This window comes from Dechloromonas sp. TW-R-39-2, assembly GCF_016864195.1.
Classification (GTDB): domain Bacteria; phylum Pseudomonadota; class Gammaproteobacteria; order Burkholderiales; family Rhodocyclaceae; genus Azonexus.
The window spans coordinates 2,769,063-2,787,683 of the sequence record NZ_CP045202.1 but is presented as its reverse complement, the minus strand read 5'-3'; the positions used below and the strand labels follow the sequence as shown (position 1 = coordinate 2,787,683).

The window sequence follows — 18,621 nt, the reverse complement described above, 5'->3', positions numbered from 1 at the left end:
GATTGACTATGTCCGCCAAGCTGGAAACGCTTAGCCAGAATTTGCAAAAGCACTTCGGTGAAAAACTGAAGTCGCTGACGCTTGCGTTGGGAGAGGTGACTATTGAAGTTGCTTCCGCCGACTATTTTTCCGTGATGCAGACGTTGCGCGACGAAGCTGATCTTGGCTTCGATGAGTTGATCGATCTTTGCGGTGTTGATTATTCGACCTATGGTGATGGTGTGTGGCAAGGCAAGCGTTTTGCCGCTGTCTCGCATCTCCTGTCGATTCCGAACAATTGGCGTCTACGGGTTCGTGTCTTCGCCGAGGATGATGCCTTTCCTGCGGTCGACTCGGTAACGTCAGTGTGGACCAGTGTTAACTGGTTTGAGCGCGAGGCATTTGATCTGTTCGGTATCGCCTTTGTCGGTCACGATGATTTGCGTCGCATTCTTACTGATTACGGGTTTATCGGTCATCCTTTCCGCAAAGATTTCCCAATTTCCGGTCATGTCGAAATGCGCTACGACCCGGATCAGGCACGAGTTATTTACCAGCCGGTAACCATCGAGCCACGTGAAAATACCCCGCGCATTGTGCGCGAAGATACTTACGGGGACCCCGCACATGGCTGATATCCGCAATTTCACGCTTAATTTCGGCCCGCAACACCCGGCCGCACACGGTGTGCTCCGTCTGGTTCTTGAGCTTGATGGTGAAGTTGTCCAGCGTGCCGATCCGCACATTGGTCTGCTGCATCGTGCCACTGAAAAACTGGCTGAAACCCGCACTTGGGTCCAGTCCGTGCCCTATATGGATCGTCTCGACTATGTGTCGATGATGTGCAATGAGCATGCTTACTGTCTGGCGACCGAGAAATTGCTCGGCATCGAAGTGCCTGAGCGTGGCAAGTACATCCGCACCATGTTTGACGAAGTTACGCGCATCCTGAACCACTTGCTCTGGATTGGTTGTCATGCACTGGACGTTGGTGCAATGACCATGGCGCTCTATACCTTCCGCGAGCGCGAAGACTTGATGGATGCCTACGAGGCTGTGTCCGGTGCTCGTCTGCATGCCGCCTATTACCGCCCGGGTGGTGTTTATCGCGATTTGCCAGATCGTATGCCGCAATACGAAGCTTCAACCTGGACCAGCGCCAAGAGAGCCAAGGAACTGAACGGTAATCGCGGTGGTTCGTTGCTGGATTTCCTGGAAGACTTTACCGATCGCTTCCCGACGTATCACGCGGAGTACCACACGCTTCTGACCGATAACCGGATCTGGAAGCAACGTCTGGTCAATGTTGGCGTCGTAACACCAGAGCGTGCGCGCCAGATGGGATTCTCCGGCGCCATGCTACGTGGTTCCGGGATTGCTTGGGACTTGCGCAAGAAGCAGCCGTATGCCGCTTATGACAAGATGGATTTTGATATCCCGGTCGGTGTGAACGGCGATAGCTATGATCGTTATCTGGTTCGCATGGAAGAAATGCTCCAGTCGAACCGCATTATCAAACAGTGCATTGACTGGCTCCGCAAGAATCCGGGGCCTGTGATCACTGATAATCACAAGGTTGCACCGCCGTCGCGTGAAAACATGAAGACCAACATGGAGGAGCTGATTCATCACTTCAAGCTCTTTACTGAAGGGATTCACGTTCCGCCGGGTGAGGCTTATGCAGCTATCGAACACCCGAAGGGTGAATTCGGCATCTACTTCGTTTCGGATGGTGCAAATAAGCCATACCGCATGAAGATTCGTGCGCCGGGTTATGTTCACCTGGCCGGTATGGACGAAATGTCCCGCGGCCACATGCTTGCCGACGTCGTTACGATTATCGGTTCCCAGGATATTGTTTTTGGCGAGATCGACCGCTGATGTTTTCCGCTGAAACCCTCGAGAAGTTCGCACGTGAAGTTGCCAAATACCCGGCTGATCAAGCTCAGTCGGCAGTAATGGCCTGTCTCGCGCACGCACAGGAAGAAAAAGGCTGGTTGCCCCCTGAGGCAATCGAAGCCGTCGCCAACTATCTTGCTATCGCTCCGATGGCAGCTTACGAGGTCGCTTCCTTTTACAACATGTATGATCTCAAGCCGGTCGGGAAGTACAAGATTACAGTCTGTACCAACCTGCCTTGTGCTCTTTCCGGTGGCTATCACGCCGGTGAATACCTGCAGAAAAAGCTGGGCGTCGGCTACGGTGAGACGACCAGCGACGGCAAGTACACCCTGAAAGAGGGCGAGTGTATGGGTGCCTGCGGCGATGCTCCTGTATTCATTGTCAATAATCGCTCCATGTGCAGCCACATGCATCCGGAACAGATCGACAAGCTGCTTGAGGAGTGCAAATAATGGCAATGCTTGGTTCGATCAACGGCGTCCTGATGGAAGGCCTGAACGGCGATAACAGCTGGAGCCTGAGTGATTACGTGGCGCGTGGCGGTTATGCGCAACTCAAACGTATTCTGGAGAGCAAGATTACCCAGGAAGACGTTATCAGCGAGGTCAAGAAGTCCGTTTTGCGTGGTCGTGGTGGTGCAGGTTTCCCGACAGGCTTGAAGTGGTCTTTCATGCCACGTTCGTTTCCTGGCGATAAATACGTTGTTTGCAACACCGATGAAGGTGAGCCCGGGACATTCAAGGACCGGGACATCATGCGCTACAACCCGCATGCAGTCATCGAGGGTATGGCCATTGCAGCTTATGCAATGGGTGCCAACCGCGGCTATAACTACGTGCATGGCGAAGTCTGGCTTGAATACAAGCGTTTCGAAGAGGCTCTCGACCAAGCTCGTGCCGCCGGTTTTATCGGGCAGAATATTCTTGGTTCCGGCTTCAATTTCGAGTTGTTTGCTCACCATGGCTACGGCGCCTATATCTGCGGCGAAGAAACTGCGCTGCTTGAGTCGATTGAAGGCAAGAAAGGGCAGCCGCGCTTCAAGCCACCCTTCCCGGCATCCTTCGGGTTGTACGGCAAACCGACGACAATCAACAATACCGAAACCTTTGCGAGCATTCCTTTCATTCTGAAAATGGGTGGCGAAGATTTCCTTAACCTGGGCAAGCCAAACAACGGTGGCACCAAGCTGTTTTCGGTGTCTGGCCATGTCAATCGCCCAGGTAATTACGAGATTCCCCTTGGTACACCGTTTTCGACCTTGCTCGAAATGTGTGGAGGAATGCGTGGTGGTCGCAAGCTGAAGGCAGTTATTCCGGGTGGTTCGTCCGCCCCTGTAATGCCGGCGGATGTGATCATGGACTGCACCATGGATTACGACTCGATCAGCAAGGGCGGTTCAATGCTGGGTTCGGGAGCTGTCATCGTCATGGACGAGACGGTATGCATGGTCAAGGCGCTTGAGCGTTTGTCTTTCTTCTACTACGAAGAGTCATGCGGTCAATGCACCCCATGTCGCGAAGGTACGGCATGGATGTACAAGATTATTCACCGGATCGAAAACGGTCTGGGCAAGCCCGAGGATCTCGATCTGCTGGGTAGTGTTCTTGGAAATATTTCCGGTCGCACGATCTGTGCGCTTGGCGATGCTGCAGCCTTTCCGGTGCAAAGTTTCCTCAAACACTTCCGTAGCGAGTTCGAATACCACATCGAGCACAAGAGCTGTCTTGTGCCCAAGGATGTGCAATGGGCGGGTAGTGGTTTCCACAAGGTTGCGGCTTAAGCCCAACCTTCCAAGCGATAGATACGAAAGAACTGGCTACAAGGTAGCGACATGCTAGAAATCGAGATCGACGGCAAGAAGGCGCAAGTACCCGATGGCAGCACGGTGATGGATGCCGCGCAGCAGGTTGGGGTTTATATTCCGCACTTTTGCTACCACAAGAAATTATCGATTGCCGCCAACTGCCGGATGTGTCTGGTGCAGGTTGAGAAGGCACCGAAACCCCTGCCTGCCTGTGCGACTCCGGTCACAAACGGCATGAAGGTGTTCACGCATTCGGAACTGGCCGTCAAGGCACAGAAGGGCGTGATGGAATTCCTCCTGATCAATCACCCGCTGGACTGTCCGATTTGCGACCAAGGCGGTGAGTGTCAGTTGCAGGATATGTCCGTCGGTTACGGCCCGATGAAGAGCCGCTATACCGAGGAAAAGCACGTCGTTTTCCACAAAAATGTCGGTCCGCTCATTTCGATGGAGGAAATGAGTCGCTGCATCCACTGCACGCGCTGTGTCCGTTTTGGTCAGGAAATTGCAGGGATCATGGAGCTTGGCATGGCCAATCGCAACATGCATTCCGAAATCACGACATTCTTGGGGCGTACGGTCGACTCGGAATTGTCGGGTAATATGATTGACCTCTGCCCGGTAGGCGCGCTGACTTCCAAGCCATTCCGCTATACCGCGCGTTCGTGGGAGCTGCAGCGTCGCAAGTCGGTCAGTCCACACGATTCCGTTGGTGCCAATCTGGTTGTTCAAGTCAAGCACGATAATGTGATGCGTGTTCTGCCGCGTGAAAACGAGGCGGTCAATGAATGCTGGATTTCCGACAAGGAACGTTTCTCTTATCAGGCGCTTAATTCCGAGGAGCGTTTGACCAAGCCGATGGTGAAGCAAGGCGGCGAGTGGCGTGAAGTTGATTGGAATGTTGCACTCGACTACGTCGCTCATGGTCTGAAGGATGTCGCCCGTACTCACGGCGGAGACTCGATTGCTGCGCTGGCATCGCCAAATTCGACGCTGGAAGAGCTATTCCTGCTGGGCAAGGTTTTCAAGGGCCTGGGCAGCGGCAACGTCGATTTCCGTCCGCGCCAGAGTGACTTTGGCACTGATTTCAAGCGTGCCGGTACGCCTTGGCTGGGTATGCGCCTGGCTGAAATCAAGGATCTTGATGCCGCGCTTGTGATTGGCTCTTTCCTGCGTAAGGATCACCCGCTGATCGCTCAGCGTTTGCGTCAGGCTGCCAAAAAATATACCAAGGTCAGTTCCTTGTCGGTTACTTCCGACGACCAGTTGATCAGCTTTCACGCCAACATGGCGGTTGCACCATCCAAGTTGGCCAGCTCGCTTGCCGGGATTGTCAAGACTGCGGCCGAATTGAAGGGCGCAGCTGTTCCGGCAGGTCTGGAAGGCGTTGCCGTATGCGAGACCAGCAAGAAAATCGCACAGAGCCTGATCGAAGGCGAAAAGCGTGCGATCTTCCTCGGGAACGTTGCGACCCAGTCGGCTCAGGCCGCGCAATTACATGCCCTGGCGCTCCAACTCGGTCAGCTAACCAGCGCTACTGTTGGTTTCCTCGGCGAAGGTGCCAACGTGGTCGGCGGTCATGCCGGCTGGGCTCTGCCTTCCGGTGCAAATGCACGTCAGATGTTTGAGCAGCCGCGCAAGGCTTATGTTCTGATGGGGATTGAGCCAGAATTTGATTGTGCTAACCCGCAACTGACTCTGGGCGCACTTAAACAAGCCAACCTCGTTGTTTACGCTTCCGCATTCAAGCATGCTCCAGCACTTGAATACGCCGATGTGATTCTCCCGATTACGCCTTATACCGAGACGGCGGGTACGTTCGTCAATATCGAAGGCCGTATCCAGAGCTTTAACGGTGTAGTCAAAGCACGCGGCGACGCACGTCCGGCCTGGAAGCTGCTTCGTGTTCTTGGAAATGTCCTGAATCTTGATGGTTTTGACTACCAGTCTAGCGAGGCAGTGCGTGACGAAGTGCTGGGTGCAGGGGCCGAATTCGTTGCCGGTCTTGATAATGGCCTGAATGGTGTGGCTATTGCTCTGCCGGCAAGTCAGGATGGGGTTGAGCGCATTGCAGATGTGCCAATCAACTTTGCCGACGCCATGGTACGTCGCTCACCTGTGTTGCAGCAGACCGCAGATAGCGTTGCACCGACTGCACGGATGAATGAACAGGTTCTGACTCAGTTGGGGCTGGTTGCCGGCGCTCAGGTTCGCGTCAAGCAAGGCTCCGGCGAGGCAGTTCTTGTCGCCAAGCTTGACAACAACGTACCGGCAGGTTGTGTCCGTGTTGCTGCAGCGCATGCCTCGACTGCCGCACTGGGCGAGATGTTCGGTACCCTCTCCGTGGAGCGTGCATAAATGGACGCACTGATGAATTTTGGTTCGGGCATCTTTGGTGGCGTTTGGCCTGCAGTCTGGGCCTTGCTCAAGATCGTTCTGATCGTTGCTCCGCTGATGCTCAGCGTCGCGTACCTGACTTGGGCCGAGCGCAAGGTAATCGGTTACATGCAGGTGCGAATCGGCCCGAATCGAGTCGGTCCGTGGGGCTTGATCCAGCCAATCGCTGACGGCCTGAAGCTGTTGATGAAGGAAATTGTCGTACCGAGCGGTGCGAACAAAGCTATCTTCATCATCGCTCCGATGCTCGCTATCGCGCCTGCTCTGGCTGCTTGGGCGGTCGTACCGTTCAATGAGACGCTGGTCTTGGCCAATATCGATGCCAGCCTGCTTTACATCATGGCGATCACCTCGATGGGTGTTTACGGGATCATCCTTTCCGGCTGGGCATCGAACTCGAAGTATGCTTTCCTTGGCGCAATGCGAGCTGCAGCACAGATGGTTTCTTACGAAATCTCGATGGGTTTTGCGTTGATCTGCGTATTGATGGTTTCGAACAGCCTGAACTTGGTTGATATCGTCCATGCCCAGCAACAGGGCCGCTTCGCTAGTTGGGGACTGAGTTTCCTCTCTTGGAACTGGTTGCCGCTCCTGCCGATGTTCCTGGTCTATCTGATTTCCGGGGTGGCTGAAACTAATCGTGCTCCATTCGACGTTTGCGAAGGCGAGTCCGAAATCGTTGCCGGTTTCCACGTTGAATACTCGGGTATGGCATTTGCCGTGTTCTTCCTGGCTGAATATGCCAACATGATCCTTGTGTCGACGCTGACTTCGATCATGTTCCTGGGTGGCTGGTCTTCTCCGTTTGGCTTCCTGCCTGACAGCATTCTCTGGCTGTTCGCCAAGGTGGGCGCCATCCTGTTCCTCTTCCTCTGGTTCCGTGCCACTTTCCCTCGCTATCGCTACGATCAGTTGATGCGTCTCGGCTGGAAGGTTTTTGTGCCGGTTTGTCTGGTCTGGCTGGTTGTCGTTGGCGTCTGGATGATGTCACCGCTGAATATTTGGAAGTGAGGAGATAAATATGGGTTCGATGAAGGAAATCTTCAACAGCCTCCTCCTCAAGGAGTTGTTGAAAGGCATGGCAGTGACCGGCAAATATTTCTTTGCCAGCAAGATCACCGTGCAGTACCCCGAGGAAAAGACCCCGCAGAGTTTCCGCTTCCGCGGCCTGCATGCATTGCGCCGTTATCCGAATGGTGAAGAGCGTTGTATCGCCTGCAAGCTGTGCGAAGCAATTTGCCCGGCCATGGCGATCACTATCGAAGCCGAGCCGCGCGATGATGGTTCACGCCGCACGACGCGTTACGACATCGATCTGACCAAATGTATTTTCTGTGGTTTCTGTGAAGAAGCCTGCCCGGTCGATGCTGTGGTTGAAACGCGCGTTTTTGAATACCACGGCGAGAAACGTGGTGATCTGTACTACACGAAGCAGATGTTGCTGGCTAACGGCGACCGCTACGAGAATCAGATTGCCAAAGATCGTGAACTCGATTCTGCTTACCGCTAACAGGTACAAGTGATGGATTTTCAGACACTGGTCTTCTTTTTTCTCTCGGCGATTCTGATCGTTGCCAGCCTGCGGGTGATTACTGCCCGTAACCCGGTTCATGCCGCGCTGCATCTGATTCTCGCTTTCTTTACCTGTGGCGGTATCTGGTCGCTGCTTCAGGCTGAATTCCTCGCTATCGCGATCATCCTGGTCTACGTCGGCGCGGTCATGGTGCTGTTCCTGTTCGTCGTGATGATGCTCGATATCAACATGGATCGCATTCGTCAGGGGTTCTGGAACTACCTGCCGCTGGGTGCCTTGCTTGGCATTCTGATGGTTCTCGAAATGGGGCTGGTGCTGGGTAGCAAGTACTTTCAGGTACCTGCCGCTGAAGCAGTCGTCGCCGCAGGGACATCGAACACCAAGAGCATTGGTGCCTTGATGTTCACGGACTACGTATTCCCGTTCGAATTGGCTTCGATTGTGCTGCTGGTCGGCATGATTGCAGCGATCGTCCTGACCTATCGTGGTCCCAAGAAATCCAAGTACACCAATCCGAATCAGCAGGTTTTCGTCAAGGCGAAGGATCGTATCCGCGTCCTGCAGATGCCGGCTGAAAAAGACTGAACCCGGGAAGACTATGCTTACTTTGTCACTCTCGCATTTCCTGATTCTGGGCGCGATTCTTTTCGCGATCAGCGTAGTCGGCATTTTCCTTAACCGGAAAAACCTCTTGGTGCTTCTGATGGCCATTGAGTTGATGCTTCTCGCGGTCAACATGAATTTTGTTGCTTTTTCGCATTACCTCCAGGATCTTTCCGGTCAGATTTTTGTTTTCTTCATTCTGACTGTCGCCGCTGCCGAATCAGCGATTGGCCTTGCCATTCTGATCGTGCTGTTCCGCAACCTGAAGAGCATCCATGTGGATGACCTGGACAGCCTTAAGGGTTAAACATGGAAATGCAGAAACTTTACCTGCTCGTACCGCTTGCACCCTTGGTGGGTGCAATCATCGCCGGCCTCTTTTGCCGAGTGATTCCGCGCTGGGTTGCTCATACGGCAACCATCGCGGGCGTTGCGATTGCCTTCATTGCCTCGTTCATCATTTTCAAGGATGTACTGGCGGGACACACCTACAACGGCACGGTCTACACTTGGATGACCAGTGGTGACTATCGTTTCGAAGTGGGTTTCCTGATTGATACCCTGACGACGACAATGATGCTCGTTGTGACCTTCGTTTCACTGATGGTCCATATCTACACCATGGGCTACATGAAGGAAGATCCGGGCTATAACCGTTTCTTCAGCTACATCTCTTTGTTTACCTTCTCCATGCTGATGCTGGTGATGAGCAACAATTTCATGCAGCTCTTCTTCGGCTGGGAAGCTGTGGGCTTGGTGTCCTATCTGCTGATCGGCTTCTGGTATACACGCCCAACCGCGATTTTTGCGAACATGAAGGCGTTTCTGGTCAATCGCGTTGGTGACTTCGGTTTCATTCTCGGTATCGGCCTGGTTCTGGCGCATTTCGGATCGCTTGACTACGCCACCGTTTTCCAGAAGGCCCCGGAACTGGCTAACACGACAATTTCCCTGTTTGCCGACCGCGAATGGGCAACTGTCTCGTTGATGACAGTGACCTGTATCTGCCTGTTCATCGGAGCCATGGGTAAATCGGCCCAAGTGCCGTTGCATGTCTGGCTACCTGACTCAATGGAAGGTCCGACCCCGATTTCTGCCCTGATTCACGCAGCAACCATGGTTACTGCTGGTATTTTCATGGTATCCCGCATGTCGCCGTTGTTCGAGTTGTCGACGACAGCGTTGTCCTTCGTGATCGTGATCGGTGCAATCACTGCATTGTTCATGGGCTTCCTGGGCATCATCCAGAATGACATCAAGCGTGTCGTGGCGTACTCGACACTTTCTCAGCTTGGTTACATGACTGTCGCGCTGGGTGCATCGGCTTACTCAGTGGCTATCTTCCATCTGATGACACACGCTTTCTTCAAGGCCCTGCTGTTCCTTGCTGCGGGCTCCGTCATTATCGGCATGCATCACGATCAGGACATCCGTAACATGGGTGGCTTGCGCAAATACATGCCGATTACCTGGATTACCTCGCTGATTGGCTCGCTGGCCCTGATCGGTACGCCGTTCCTCTCTGGTTTCTACTCCAAGGACTCGATCATCGAGGCGGTTGCGCTGTCCCATATTCCTGGGGCTGGATTCGCTTACTTTGCTGTGATGGCCGGTGTTTTCGTGACTGCCTTCTACTCCTTCCGCATGTATTTCCTGGTGTTCCACGGGGAAGAACGATTTGGCAAGGCACATGAAGGTCACGATGCGCACCATGACGTCCATCACGATGACTCCCATGCCGATGCGCACGGCGATGACCATGGTCATGACGATCACGATCATCATCACGGTCTGGCACCGGGGCAGAAGCCGCACGAGACGCCTTGGGTCGTTACGCTACCGTTGGTCCTGCTGGCTATTCCGTCGATGTTCATTGGTTTCATTGCCATTGGCCCAATGGTCTTCGGTGACTACTTCAAGGGCGTGATTTTCATCGATCACCATGCCCATCCGGCGATGGAGCATCTGTCCGAGCACTTCCATGGTGCCGTTGCGATGGGTATTCATTCACTGACCAGCCTGCCTTTCATTCTGGCCCTGTCCGGTGTCGTGCTGTCGTGGTTCTTCTACATGAAGCGCCCGGATATCCCGGCTGCCATTCAGCGCAGATTCTCGGCAATCAATACCCTGTTCGAAAACAAGTATTACTTCGATAAGGTCAATGAACTGGTGCTCGCCGGTGGCGCGCGTCTGCTGGGCAAGGTTTTCTGGCGCGGCGGCGATGTTGCAATCATCGATGGCTTCATCGTCAATGGTTCTGCCAAGCTGGTTGGCTGGATTGCCTCCGTGACTCGTTTCTTCCAGACCGGTTACGTTTATCACTACGCTTTCACGATGATCATCGGTTTGTTTGTACTGATGACCCTGTGGATCAACCGCGCCTAGCGTGATCAGTTCGCAGAAGAGCAAGGAATAACATGTCGAATTACCCGCTGCTATCTTTCGCCGTTTGGATTCCGATCGTTACCGGTCTGGTGGTACTCGCCACCGGTTCGGACCGGAATGCACCTCTGGCACGGATGCTTGCACTTTTTGGTGCCATCGCCGGCTTCCTGATCACCATCCCGCTCTGGACCGGATTCGATCTGGCTAATCCAGGGATGCAGTTTGTCGAACTCAGATCCTGGATCCCACGCTTCAACATCAATTACCACCTTGGTGTTGATGGCATCTCGATGCTGTTCGTGGTGCTGAATGCCTTCGTCACGATTATCGTGGTTGCGGCAGGCTGGGAAGTCATTCAGGAGAAGGTCGCTCAGTACAACGCGGCTTTCCTGATCATGTCCGGCTTGATGAACGGTATCTTTACTTCGCTTGATGGCGTCCTGTTCTACGTCTTCTTCGAAGCCTCGCTGATTCCGCTCTATCTGATCATCGGTGTCTGGGGTGGCCCCAACCGTGTTTATGCAGCCTTCAAGTTCTTCCTTTACACGTTGTTCGGCTCGCTGTTGTTCCTGCTGGCACTGATGTACCTGTTCATCCAGTCCGGCGGTAGCTTCTCCATTCTTGAGTGGCACAAGTTGCCGATTGCTCTGGGCGCTCAGACCTGGTTGTTCCTCGCATTTTTGGTTGCCTTCGCCGTCAAGGTTCCGATGTGGCCGGTGCATACCTGGTTGCCGGATGCCCACGTTGAAGCACCGACCGGTGGTTCGATCGTACTGGCAGCTATCGGCCTGAAGCTTGGGGCCTACGGTTTCCTGCGTTTCTCGCTGCCGATCGCCCCTGACGCTTCGCACGAGTTGTCCGGCCTGGTTATTGCCATGTCGCTGATTGCTGTGGTCTACATTGGTTTCGTCGCCCTGGTTCAGGAAGACATGAAGAAACTGGTGGCATATTCATCGATCGCCCACATGGGTTTCGTCACGCTGGGCTTCTTCATGTTCAGCCCGATGGGTATCGAAGGCGCACTGGTGCAGATGGTTTCGCACGGTTTCGTGTCCGGTGCAATGTTCTTCTCGATCGGTGTCATGTACGACCGTGTGCATAGCCGTCAAATTGCTGATTACGGTGGTGTGGTCAACACCATGCCGAAGTTCGCAGCCTTCTTCATGCTGTTCTCGATGGCTAATGCCGGTTTGCCTGCAACGTCCGGTTTCGTCGGCGAGTTCATGGTCATCCTTGGCGCCGTCAAGTTCAACTTCTGGGTAGCTTTTGCTGCAGCCAGTTCGATGGTGGTTGGTGCTGCCTACACCCTGTGGATGTACAAGCGCGTGATTTTTGGTGATGTTGCAAATCATCATGTTGCCGAGCTGAGTGACATCAACAAGCGCGAATTCGCCATTCTGGGCATTCTCGCCATCTGCACGCTGTGGATGGGTCTCTACCCGCAGCCTTTCACGGAAGTCATGCATGCATCGGTCAACGACCTGCTGCGTCACGTCGCCATCAGCAAGATTCAATAAACGGTAGCCGACATGTTCGACAATTTCGTTATTCCCGACCTCCTGCCCGCTGCACCGGAAATTTTCCTGGTGGTGATGGCTCTGGCCATTCTGATGATCGATCTTATGGTCAAGGACAGTCGTCGCACGGTGACCTTCGTTCTTAGCCAACTCACCCTGGTAGGGTGTGCGCTGATCCAGTTCTCGACCAGCACCGGTGAGATCGCCTACACGTTCAGCAATATGTTCGTCGATGATCTGATGGCCGATTTGCTGAAGCTGTTCCTCTACATGACCGTGATCATGGTCATGTTCTACTCGCGTGCTTATGTAACTGCCCGCGAAGCGATGAACAAGGGCGAATATTACGTTTTGACGCTGTTTGCCACGCTGGGCATGATGGTCATGATTTCGGCCAATCATTTCCTGACCGTCTATCTCGGCCTTGAACTGCTCTCGCTGTCGCTTTACGCAATGGTTGCGATGAACCGTGACTCTGTTGTGTCCACCGAAGCGGCGATGAAATATTTCGTTCTTGGTGCCTTGGCCTCCGGGTTGCTGCTCTACGGCATGTCGATGATCTACGGTGCTACCGGTACCCTGGAAATCACCGGCGTTGCCGAGCGGCTCTATGGTGGTGGCGTCAACAAGTCGGTTCTCGTCTTCGGTCTGGTTTTCCTGGTTTGCGGCCTGGCTTTCAAGCTTGGCGTCGTTCCCTTCCACATGTGGATTCCGGACGTCTATCACGGTGCACCGACCTCGGTGACCCTGCTGATCGGTTCTGCACCCAAGCTGGCTGCCTTCGCCATCGTCATGCGTTTGCTGGTCAATGGCCTGATCACCATGGCCGCCGACTGGCAAGCCATGCTGATCATTCTGTCAGTTCTCTCGATGGCCATTGGTAACCTGGCTGCCATCGCCCAGACCAATCTCAAGCGTATGCTGGCTTATTCGGCCATTTCGCACATGGGTTTCATGCTGCTCGGCATCACCACCGGTGTCGTCAGCGGCGATGCCCGCTATGCGCTGAATGCCTACAGCTCGGCGATGTTCTATGTGATCGCCTACGTGCTAATGAGTGCCGGTACTTTCGGCATGATTCTGCTGATGTCGCGCGCTGGTTTCGAAGCTGACAATCTGGAAGACTTCAAGGGCCTGAACAAGCGCAGCCCATGGTTCGCCGGCATCATGTTGATGCTGATGTTCTCCATGGCTGGCGTGCCGTTCTTTATCGGTTTCTTCGCCAAGTTCTCGGTTCTGCAGGCAGTTGTTGCTGCGGGCTACCTCTGGCTGGCCATCGTGGCTGTCCTGTTCTCGCTGATCGGTGCCTTCTACTACCTGCGTGTGGTCAAGCTGATGTACTTCGATGCGCCGACAGACGACACGCCGCTTACCGCTGGCATGGACATGCGTATCCTGATTTCTGCCAACGGACTGGCTGTTGCTTTCCTGGGTATCTTCCCGCAGATGATCATGTCCTTGTGTGCATATGCACTATTGCGTTCGCTCTGATACGCAAGCCTGTAGCTAGTATTCAAACGCCCCGTTGATCGGGGCGTTTTCTTTTGGGGGAATCAAATGAATCAAGATAGCCATCTCATTGAAACTGAAATTTCGTCCGAAGCCGTTTTCAAGGGAGTTTTACTGGAGGTGCGCAAGGATAACGTCCGGCTGCCCAACCAGGCTGAGTCTGTGCGCGAGTACATTGTTCATCCCGGTGCAGTCGTTATTCTGGCTTTCCTTGAAAACGGGAATCTTCTCTTCGAGCGCCAGTTCCGTTACCCACTGCGTCGCATTTTTCTCGAATTGCCGGCCGGGAAAATTGATCCGGGTGAGGCTATCCTCGATACGGCTCGTCGCGAACTTCTGGAAGAGACAGGTTATGTGGCTGCGAGTTGGGAGTATCTTGGTGTGATGCATCCCTGCATCGGTTATTCCGATGAGCGGATTGAGATTTTCGAAGCGCGTGATTTGAAACTTGCCGGTGAGAAGCAACTGGACCACAACGAGTTTCTCGATGTGGTTGAGCTGGCTCCTGCCGCTGCCAAGGAGGCGGTGTGGAAGGGGGAGATTACCGATGCAAAATCGATTACAGCGCTGTTCTGGCTGGACCGGCCATAAGCCGATCGCTCAAATTTGACCAGATTTTGCGGTCGACCGTGAAATTGATGTAAAAAAGCCCCGGGGATTTCTCCGGGGCTTTTTTGTCAGCAGGATTTATTGGCTTAGCCGCAGGTCCCCACCGCGCCACAGGCGGTGCAGAAATCACAGCCATCTTTGCGGATCATGGTGTGGTTGCCGCATTCGCCGCACAGCTTGCCCTGGGTCGGCAGCACCTTGTTGCTGGTCGTGTCTTCCGGGGCTTCGAGAATGCCCATCTGCTGCAACGGGAAACCCTTGTCATCAAGAATGCCGAGCATGCAGTAGCGGTGGATGATCAGATTGGCGATGTAAGCCACGGTCGACGGGTAGGTCTGTTGCTTGCGCGAACCTGGTACGAAGGCCATGAAATCGCCGAGTGGCTCGGAGTAGTCAATCAGCTTGCGCAGCTTCATGCCGATCCAGGCGGGATCGAGAACCCGCATGTCGAGCGACAGCAGCTTGGACAGACCATCGAGGGCACGTGGGTAGTTGCCCGAAAGCCACATCGAATACGGGCGGGTAACACCATCCGGCAGGGTGATTTCCTTGAGTCCGAGGACGAAGTCTTCACCGGTCGAGGGGTTGTTGACGTCGACCGTCCAGGACAGCGTACCATCCGTACCGGTCTTGGGCTCCTTGGCGCTGAACAGCGCATCCTTCACCGGGGTCGGGCCTTCATGCTTGAAGGCACCCAACTGCTCGCAACGCCAGGCAATGACCTGGGCCATGGCGGAAACGACGGACGGAACGCGTTTGCGCTCACCATGCGGCGGCATCGGCATTTCGAAAGAGTCGCCCGGCGTTTTTGACAGGGCTTCCAGTTTCATTTCGAGCCAGCCATGGTCCTTGGCGCGCATGTCCATCGACAAGGTCTTGGCGACGGCGCCCAGGCCGCGTGGTTCAGCCGGGCCGTTGGCCCATACTTCAAATGGCCAGGCACGGCCTTCCGGCTCGACGTGGCCGACAAACAGCGCAAACTTGCCGATCGGCGAGTCAAGCATGTAGGTCCAGCACAGATTGCCTTCCGGCAGGCTCGGACGGCCCGGCCAGCGCAGGCTGGAGAGCACCGGGGCTGGCAGGTTCTTGATTGACAGACGGCGGTTGGCGTCGGAAACGAAATCCTGCGGAGCCTTGGCATCCGTCGACGTTGCATCGGCCTTGGCCGGTTCGACTGCAGCAACCGACAGGACGGAGCCCAGCACGCTGTTCGGACGGTAAGTAGCCAGTCCCTTGAGGCCGGCCTTCCAGGCGCTCATGTAGAGATCCTGGAAATCTTCGTACGGGTAGTCGGCAGGGACGTTGACCGTCTTCGAGATCGAGGTGTCGATGTGCGGAGCGACGGCAGCAACCATGTCGGCGTGAGCTTGCGCCGAGATTTCGAGGGCTGTGACGAAATACTCCGGCAACTTGGTGACATCGCCACCCTGATGCTTGTACAGGCGCCAGGCGTAATCTTCAACCGAATACTCTTTCAGCGTGCCATCCGGCATGCGCTTCTTGCGGTTGTAGGTCCAGGAGAACGGCGGCTCGATGCCGTTCGAGGCGTTGTCGGCGAAAGCCAGCGAAATGGTGCCGGTCGGGGCGATCGACAGGAGGTGCGAGTTGCGCAGGCCGTGCTTGCGGATTTCTGCCTTGACGTCATTCGGCAGGCGCGAAGCAAAGTTGCCGCCGGAAAGATAAAGCTCGGCGTTGAACAGCGGGAAGGCGCCGCGTTCCTTGGCCAACTCGACGGAGTAGAGGTAGGCAGCATCGCGCATGCTTTCGGTGATGCGCGTTGCCATGGCACGGGCTTCGACCTTGTCGTAGCGCAGGCGCAGCATGGCCAGTGCGTCACCGAGGCCCGTGAAACCGAGGCCGACACGACGTTTGTTGGCGGCTTCCTGCTGCTGGCGTTCGAGCGGCCAGTGGGTTGCATCAAGCACGTTGTCGAGCATGCGGGTCGAAATGCGGACGACTTCCTCGAAGGCGGCGAAATCGAATTCGGCCTTGTCGGAGAAAGCATCACGCACGTACAGCGTCAGGTTGATCGAGCCCAAGCAGCAGCAGCCGTATGGCGGCAGCGGTTGTTCGGCACAAGGATTGGTCGCCTCGATCACTTCGCAGTAATTGAGGTTGTTGTCCTTGTTCATCCGGTCGAGGAAGAGAATGCCCGGTTCGGCGTGGTCATAGGTCGATTTCATCACCTGGTCCCACAGGTCGCGGGCGCGCACCTTACGATAAACCCACAGGCCGTCTTCACGCTGGAAAGCCCCGGCCGAACGCATGTCGGCATTCGGTTCGGCGCGATGCAACAGCTCGACATCGGTGTCGGCATCGACAGCTTCCATGAAGGTGTCGGTAACGCCGATGGAAATGTTGAAGTTGGTCAGGTCGCCATGATCCTTGGCGTGGATGAATTCCTCGATATCAGGGTGATCGCAGCGCAATACGCCCATCTGGGCACCGCGACGGGCGCCGGCTGATTCAACCGTTTCGCATGAGCGGTCGAAAACACGCATGTAGGAAACCGGGCCGGAGGCACGCGACTGGGTGCCCTTGACGCGGGCACCTTGCGGACGAATGGAGGAAAAATCGTAACCGACGCCACCACCACGACGCATGGTCTCGGCGGCCTGGGCGAGGGCGGTGTAGATGCCCGGTTTGCCATCGGTGTTTTCGACGATGGAGTCGCCCACCGGCTGGACGAAGCAGTTGATCAGCGTTGCCTGGAGGTCAGTACCGGCTGCCGAGTTGATCCGGCCGGCCGGGATGAAACCGTTTTCCTGGGCCCAAAGAAATTTCGATTCCCAGTGGGCGCGATCTTTTTCCTGCTCAACCTGGGCGAGCGCGTAGGCAACGCGACGACGAACGTCGTGCACATTGGTTTCCTTGCCCTTGGCGTACTTTTCGATCAGGACTTCGGCGGAAATTTCCTGCTCGGGCAGGGGCGCGAACTGCGGTGGCGCCGGGATGTCGGTCAGCGACAGTTGTTCGGAGACTGGGCTCATTTTTTGCTCCTCAGCATGGCTTTGTGAATTGAATTTGTTAATCTTGGTATAGGTGTGAATCTACTATATCTAGTAGGTCAAGGCAATCCGTTGACTAGATACGGTGTTTTCTGCTCGTTGGCTCAGTGTTCTGTCATGGCATAAAAAAAGCCCGAAAAAACAAAGCCCCGGCACCTTTCGGGGCCGGGGCCTGGGGCTTAAAATATTTTTTTAGAGGGCCAGCAGCGTCTGTGCGTGATGCGCAATCATCCACTCTTCGTTGGTCGGAATGACCATGACGTCGACCGTGCTGTCGCTTGTTGAAATACGCAGTTTGTCGTCGTTATTGGCTGCCTCGTCGAGGTTGATGCCGAGCCAGCCAAGACGGCTGCAGACACGGCGGCGAACTTCGGCCGAATGTTCGCCAATGCCGCCGGTGAACACCAGAGCATCGACGCCTTCGATTGCGGCCGCAAGTGAACCGATTTCGCGCAGGATGCGGAAGCAGTAGAGCTCGATCGCTTCTTCGGCTTCCGGCTGGTCGGAGGCGAGCAGGGTACGCATGTCCTGGCTGATGCCGGAGACGCCGAGCAGACCCGATTCTTTGTAGAGCAGGCGAGTCAGATCCTTCGAATTCATGCCCTTGTTGTCCATCAGGTAGAGCAACACGCCCGGGTCGATGGCACCGGTCCGGGTACCCATCATCAGGCCGTCGATGGCGGTGAAGCCCATCGTCGAGGTGATGCTCTTGCGCTCGAGCATGGCGCACATCGACGAACCGTTGCCGAGGTGAGCGACGATGACCCGGCCGTTGGCCTTGCTGCTGTGTTCCGGCAGGACGCGGGCGATGAACTCATAGGACAGGCCATGAAAACCGTAGCGTTTGACGCCTTCCGCGGTCAACGCCCGTGGAATGGCAAAAGCCTGGGCGACGGGCGGGTTGGTCCGGTGGAAGGCGGTGTCGAAACAGGCGACCTGGCGGACTTGCGGCAGCAGTTTGGCGATGGCCTTGATGCCGTTGAGATTGTGCGGCTGGTGCAGCGGGGCGAGGGTGATGAATTGTTCGAGCTGGGCGACAGTGTCGCGGTCAACGGCCATCGGGGCCGAAAAAAGCTCGCCGCCGTGCACGACGCGGTGGCCGACGGCAACCAGTTCGGTGCCGGTCTGGTGTTCCTGGATCCAGGTCAGCAGGAAATCGAGCGATGCCTGATGCTGGGCTTCCTGCTCGCCGCTCAGCTTGAGTTCGATTTCATGCTTGCCGGCCGGGTCCTTGGCGATCAGCTTGGCGCTGGCGCCGATGCCGTCGATCTGGCCGGAGAGTGTCGGCTTGTCGGCCAGGCCGCCATTCAATTCGTAGAGTGCAAACTTGATGGATGACGAGCCTGCATTAATGGTCAAAATGCCTTTGTTCAT

15 protein-coding genes are annotated in these 18,621 nt (G+C 55.3%); 13 read left to right on the top strand and 2 right to left on the bottom strand.

Annotated elements, in window-relative coordinates; genetic code table 11:
- Positions 1-8: 8 nt before the first annotated feature.
- From GBK02_RS13505 to GBK02_RS13445, 13 genes are all read left to right on the top strand, one after another.
- Positions 9-614, top strand: a complete 606-nt coding sequence (locus tag GBK02_RS13505; protein ID WP_203467152.1) for an NADH-quinone oxidoreductase subunit C — start codon at positions 9-11, stop codon at positions 612-614.
- Complete coding sequence (locus GBK02_RS13500; protein ID WP_203467151.1) at positions 607-1,860, top strand: NADH-quinone oxidoreductase subunit D; 1,254 nt, start codon at positions 607-609, stop codon at positions 1,858-1,860. The genes GBK02_RS13505 and GBK02_RS13500 overlap by 8 nt, the downstream gene beginning before the upstream one ends.
- Positions 1,860-2,333, top strand: coding sequence for an NADH-quinone oxidoreductase subunit NuoE (gene nuoE, locus GBK02_RS13495; RefSeq protein ID WP_203467150.1), 474 nt, complete (start codon positions 1,860-1,862; stop codon positions 2,331-2,333). Before GBK02_RS13500 ends, nuoE begins: the two co-directional genes overlap by 1 nt.
- Positions 2,333-3,661, top strand: coding sequence for an NADH-quinone oxidoreductase subunit NuoF (gene nuoF, locus GBK02_RS13490; RefSeq protein ID WP_203467149.1), 1,329 nt, complete (start codon positions 2,333-2,335; stop codon positions 3,659-3,661). The genes nuoE and nuoF overlap by 1 nt, the downstream gene beginning before the upstream one ends.
- Before the next feature lie 51 nt (positions 3,662-3,712).
- Positions 3,713-6,043 carry an NADH-quinone oxidoreductase subunit NuoG gene (gene nuoG / locus GBK02_RS13485; RefSeq protein ID WP_203467148.1) on the top strand — a complete coding sequence of 777 codons (2,331 nt, stop codon included), beginning with the start codon at positions 3,713-3,715 and terminating at the stop codon, positions 6,041-6,043.
- The gene (nuoH, locus tag GBK02_RS13480) at positions 6,044-7,093 is read left to right on the top strand and encodes an NADH-quinone oxidoreductase subunit NuoH (RefSeq protein WP_203467147.1); all 1,050 of its coding nucleotides are present in this window, start codon (positions 6,044-6,046) and stop codon (positions 7,091-7,093) included.
- A 10-nt stretch (positions 7,094-7,103) separates the two neighbouring features.
- On the top strand, positions 7,104-7,592 hold the full coding sequence (gene nuoI / locus GBK02_RS13475) for an NADH-quinone oxidoreductase subunit NuoI (protein WP_203467146.1): 489 nt from the start codon (positions 7,104-7,106) through the stop codon (positions 7,590-7,592).
- A gap of 12 nt (positions 7,593-7,604) precedes the next feature.
- A complete protein-coding gene (locus tag GBK02_RS13470; protein ID WP_203467145.1) occupies positions 7,605-8,201 on the top strand; it encodes an NADH-quinone oxidoreductase subunit J in 597 nt (198 codons plus the stop codon).
- A 13-nt stretch (positions 8,202-8,214) separates the two neighbouring features.
- The gene (nuoK, locus tag GBK02_RS13465; RefSeq protein ID WP_203467144.1) at positions 8,215-8,526 is read left to right on the top strand and encodes an NADH-quinone oxidoreductase subunit NuoK; all 312 of its coding nucleotides are present in this window, start codon (positions 8,215-8,217) and stop codon (positions 8,524-8,526) included.
- Between the two features lie 2 nt (positions 8,527-8,528).
- Positions 8,529-10,604, top strand: coding sequence for an NADH-quinone oxidoreductase subunit L (gene nuoL / locus GBK02_RS13460; protein ID WP_203467143.1), 2,076 nt, complete (start codon positions 8,529-8,531; stop codon positions 10,602-10,604).
- A gap of 32 nt (positions 10,605-10,636) precedes the next feature.
- Entirely contained in the window at positions 10,637-12,121 is a 1,485-nt protein-coding gene (locus GBK02_RS13455) for an NADH-quinone oxidoreductase subunit M (RefSeq protein ID WP_203467142.1), read from the top strand.
- Positions 12,122-12,133: 12 nt separating this feature from the next.
- A complete protein-coding gene (nuoN, locus tag GBK02_RS13450; RefSeq protein ID WP_203467141.1) occupies positions 12,134-13,612 on the top strand; it encodes an NADH-quinone oxidoreductase subunit NuoN in 1,479 nt (492 codons plus the stop codon).
- A gap of 66 nt (positions 13,613-13,678) precedes the next feature.
- On the top strand, positions 13,679-14,221 hold the full coding sequence (locus GBK02_RS13445; protein WP_203467140.1) for an NUDIX domain-containing protein: 543 nt from the start codon (positions 13,679-13,681) through the stop codon (positions 14,219-14,221).
- A 104-nt stretch (positions 14,222-14,325) separates the two neighbouring features.
- Here the strand turns inward: GBK02_RS13445 and GBK02_RS13440 are convergent, their stop codons facing one another.
- Positions 14,326-17,229, bottom strand: a complete 2,904-nt coding sequence (locus GBK02_RS13440; protein WP_203467139.1) for an adenosylcobalamin-dependent ribonucleoside-diphosphate reductase — start codon at positions 17,227-17,229, stop codon at positions 14,326-14,328.
- Positions 17,230-17,439: 210 nt separating this feature from the next.
- Complete coding sequence (locus GBK02_RS13435; protein ID WP_203467138.1) at positions 17,440-18,621, bottom strand: acetate/propionate family kinase; 1,182 nt, start codon at positions 18,619-18,621, stop codon at positions 17,440-17,442.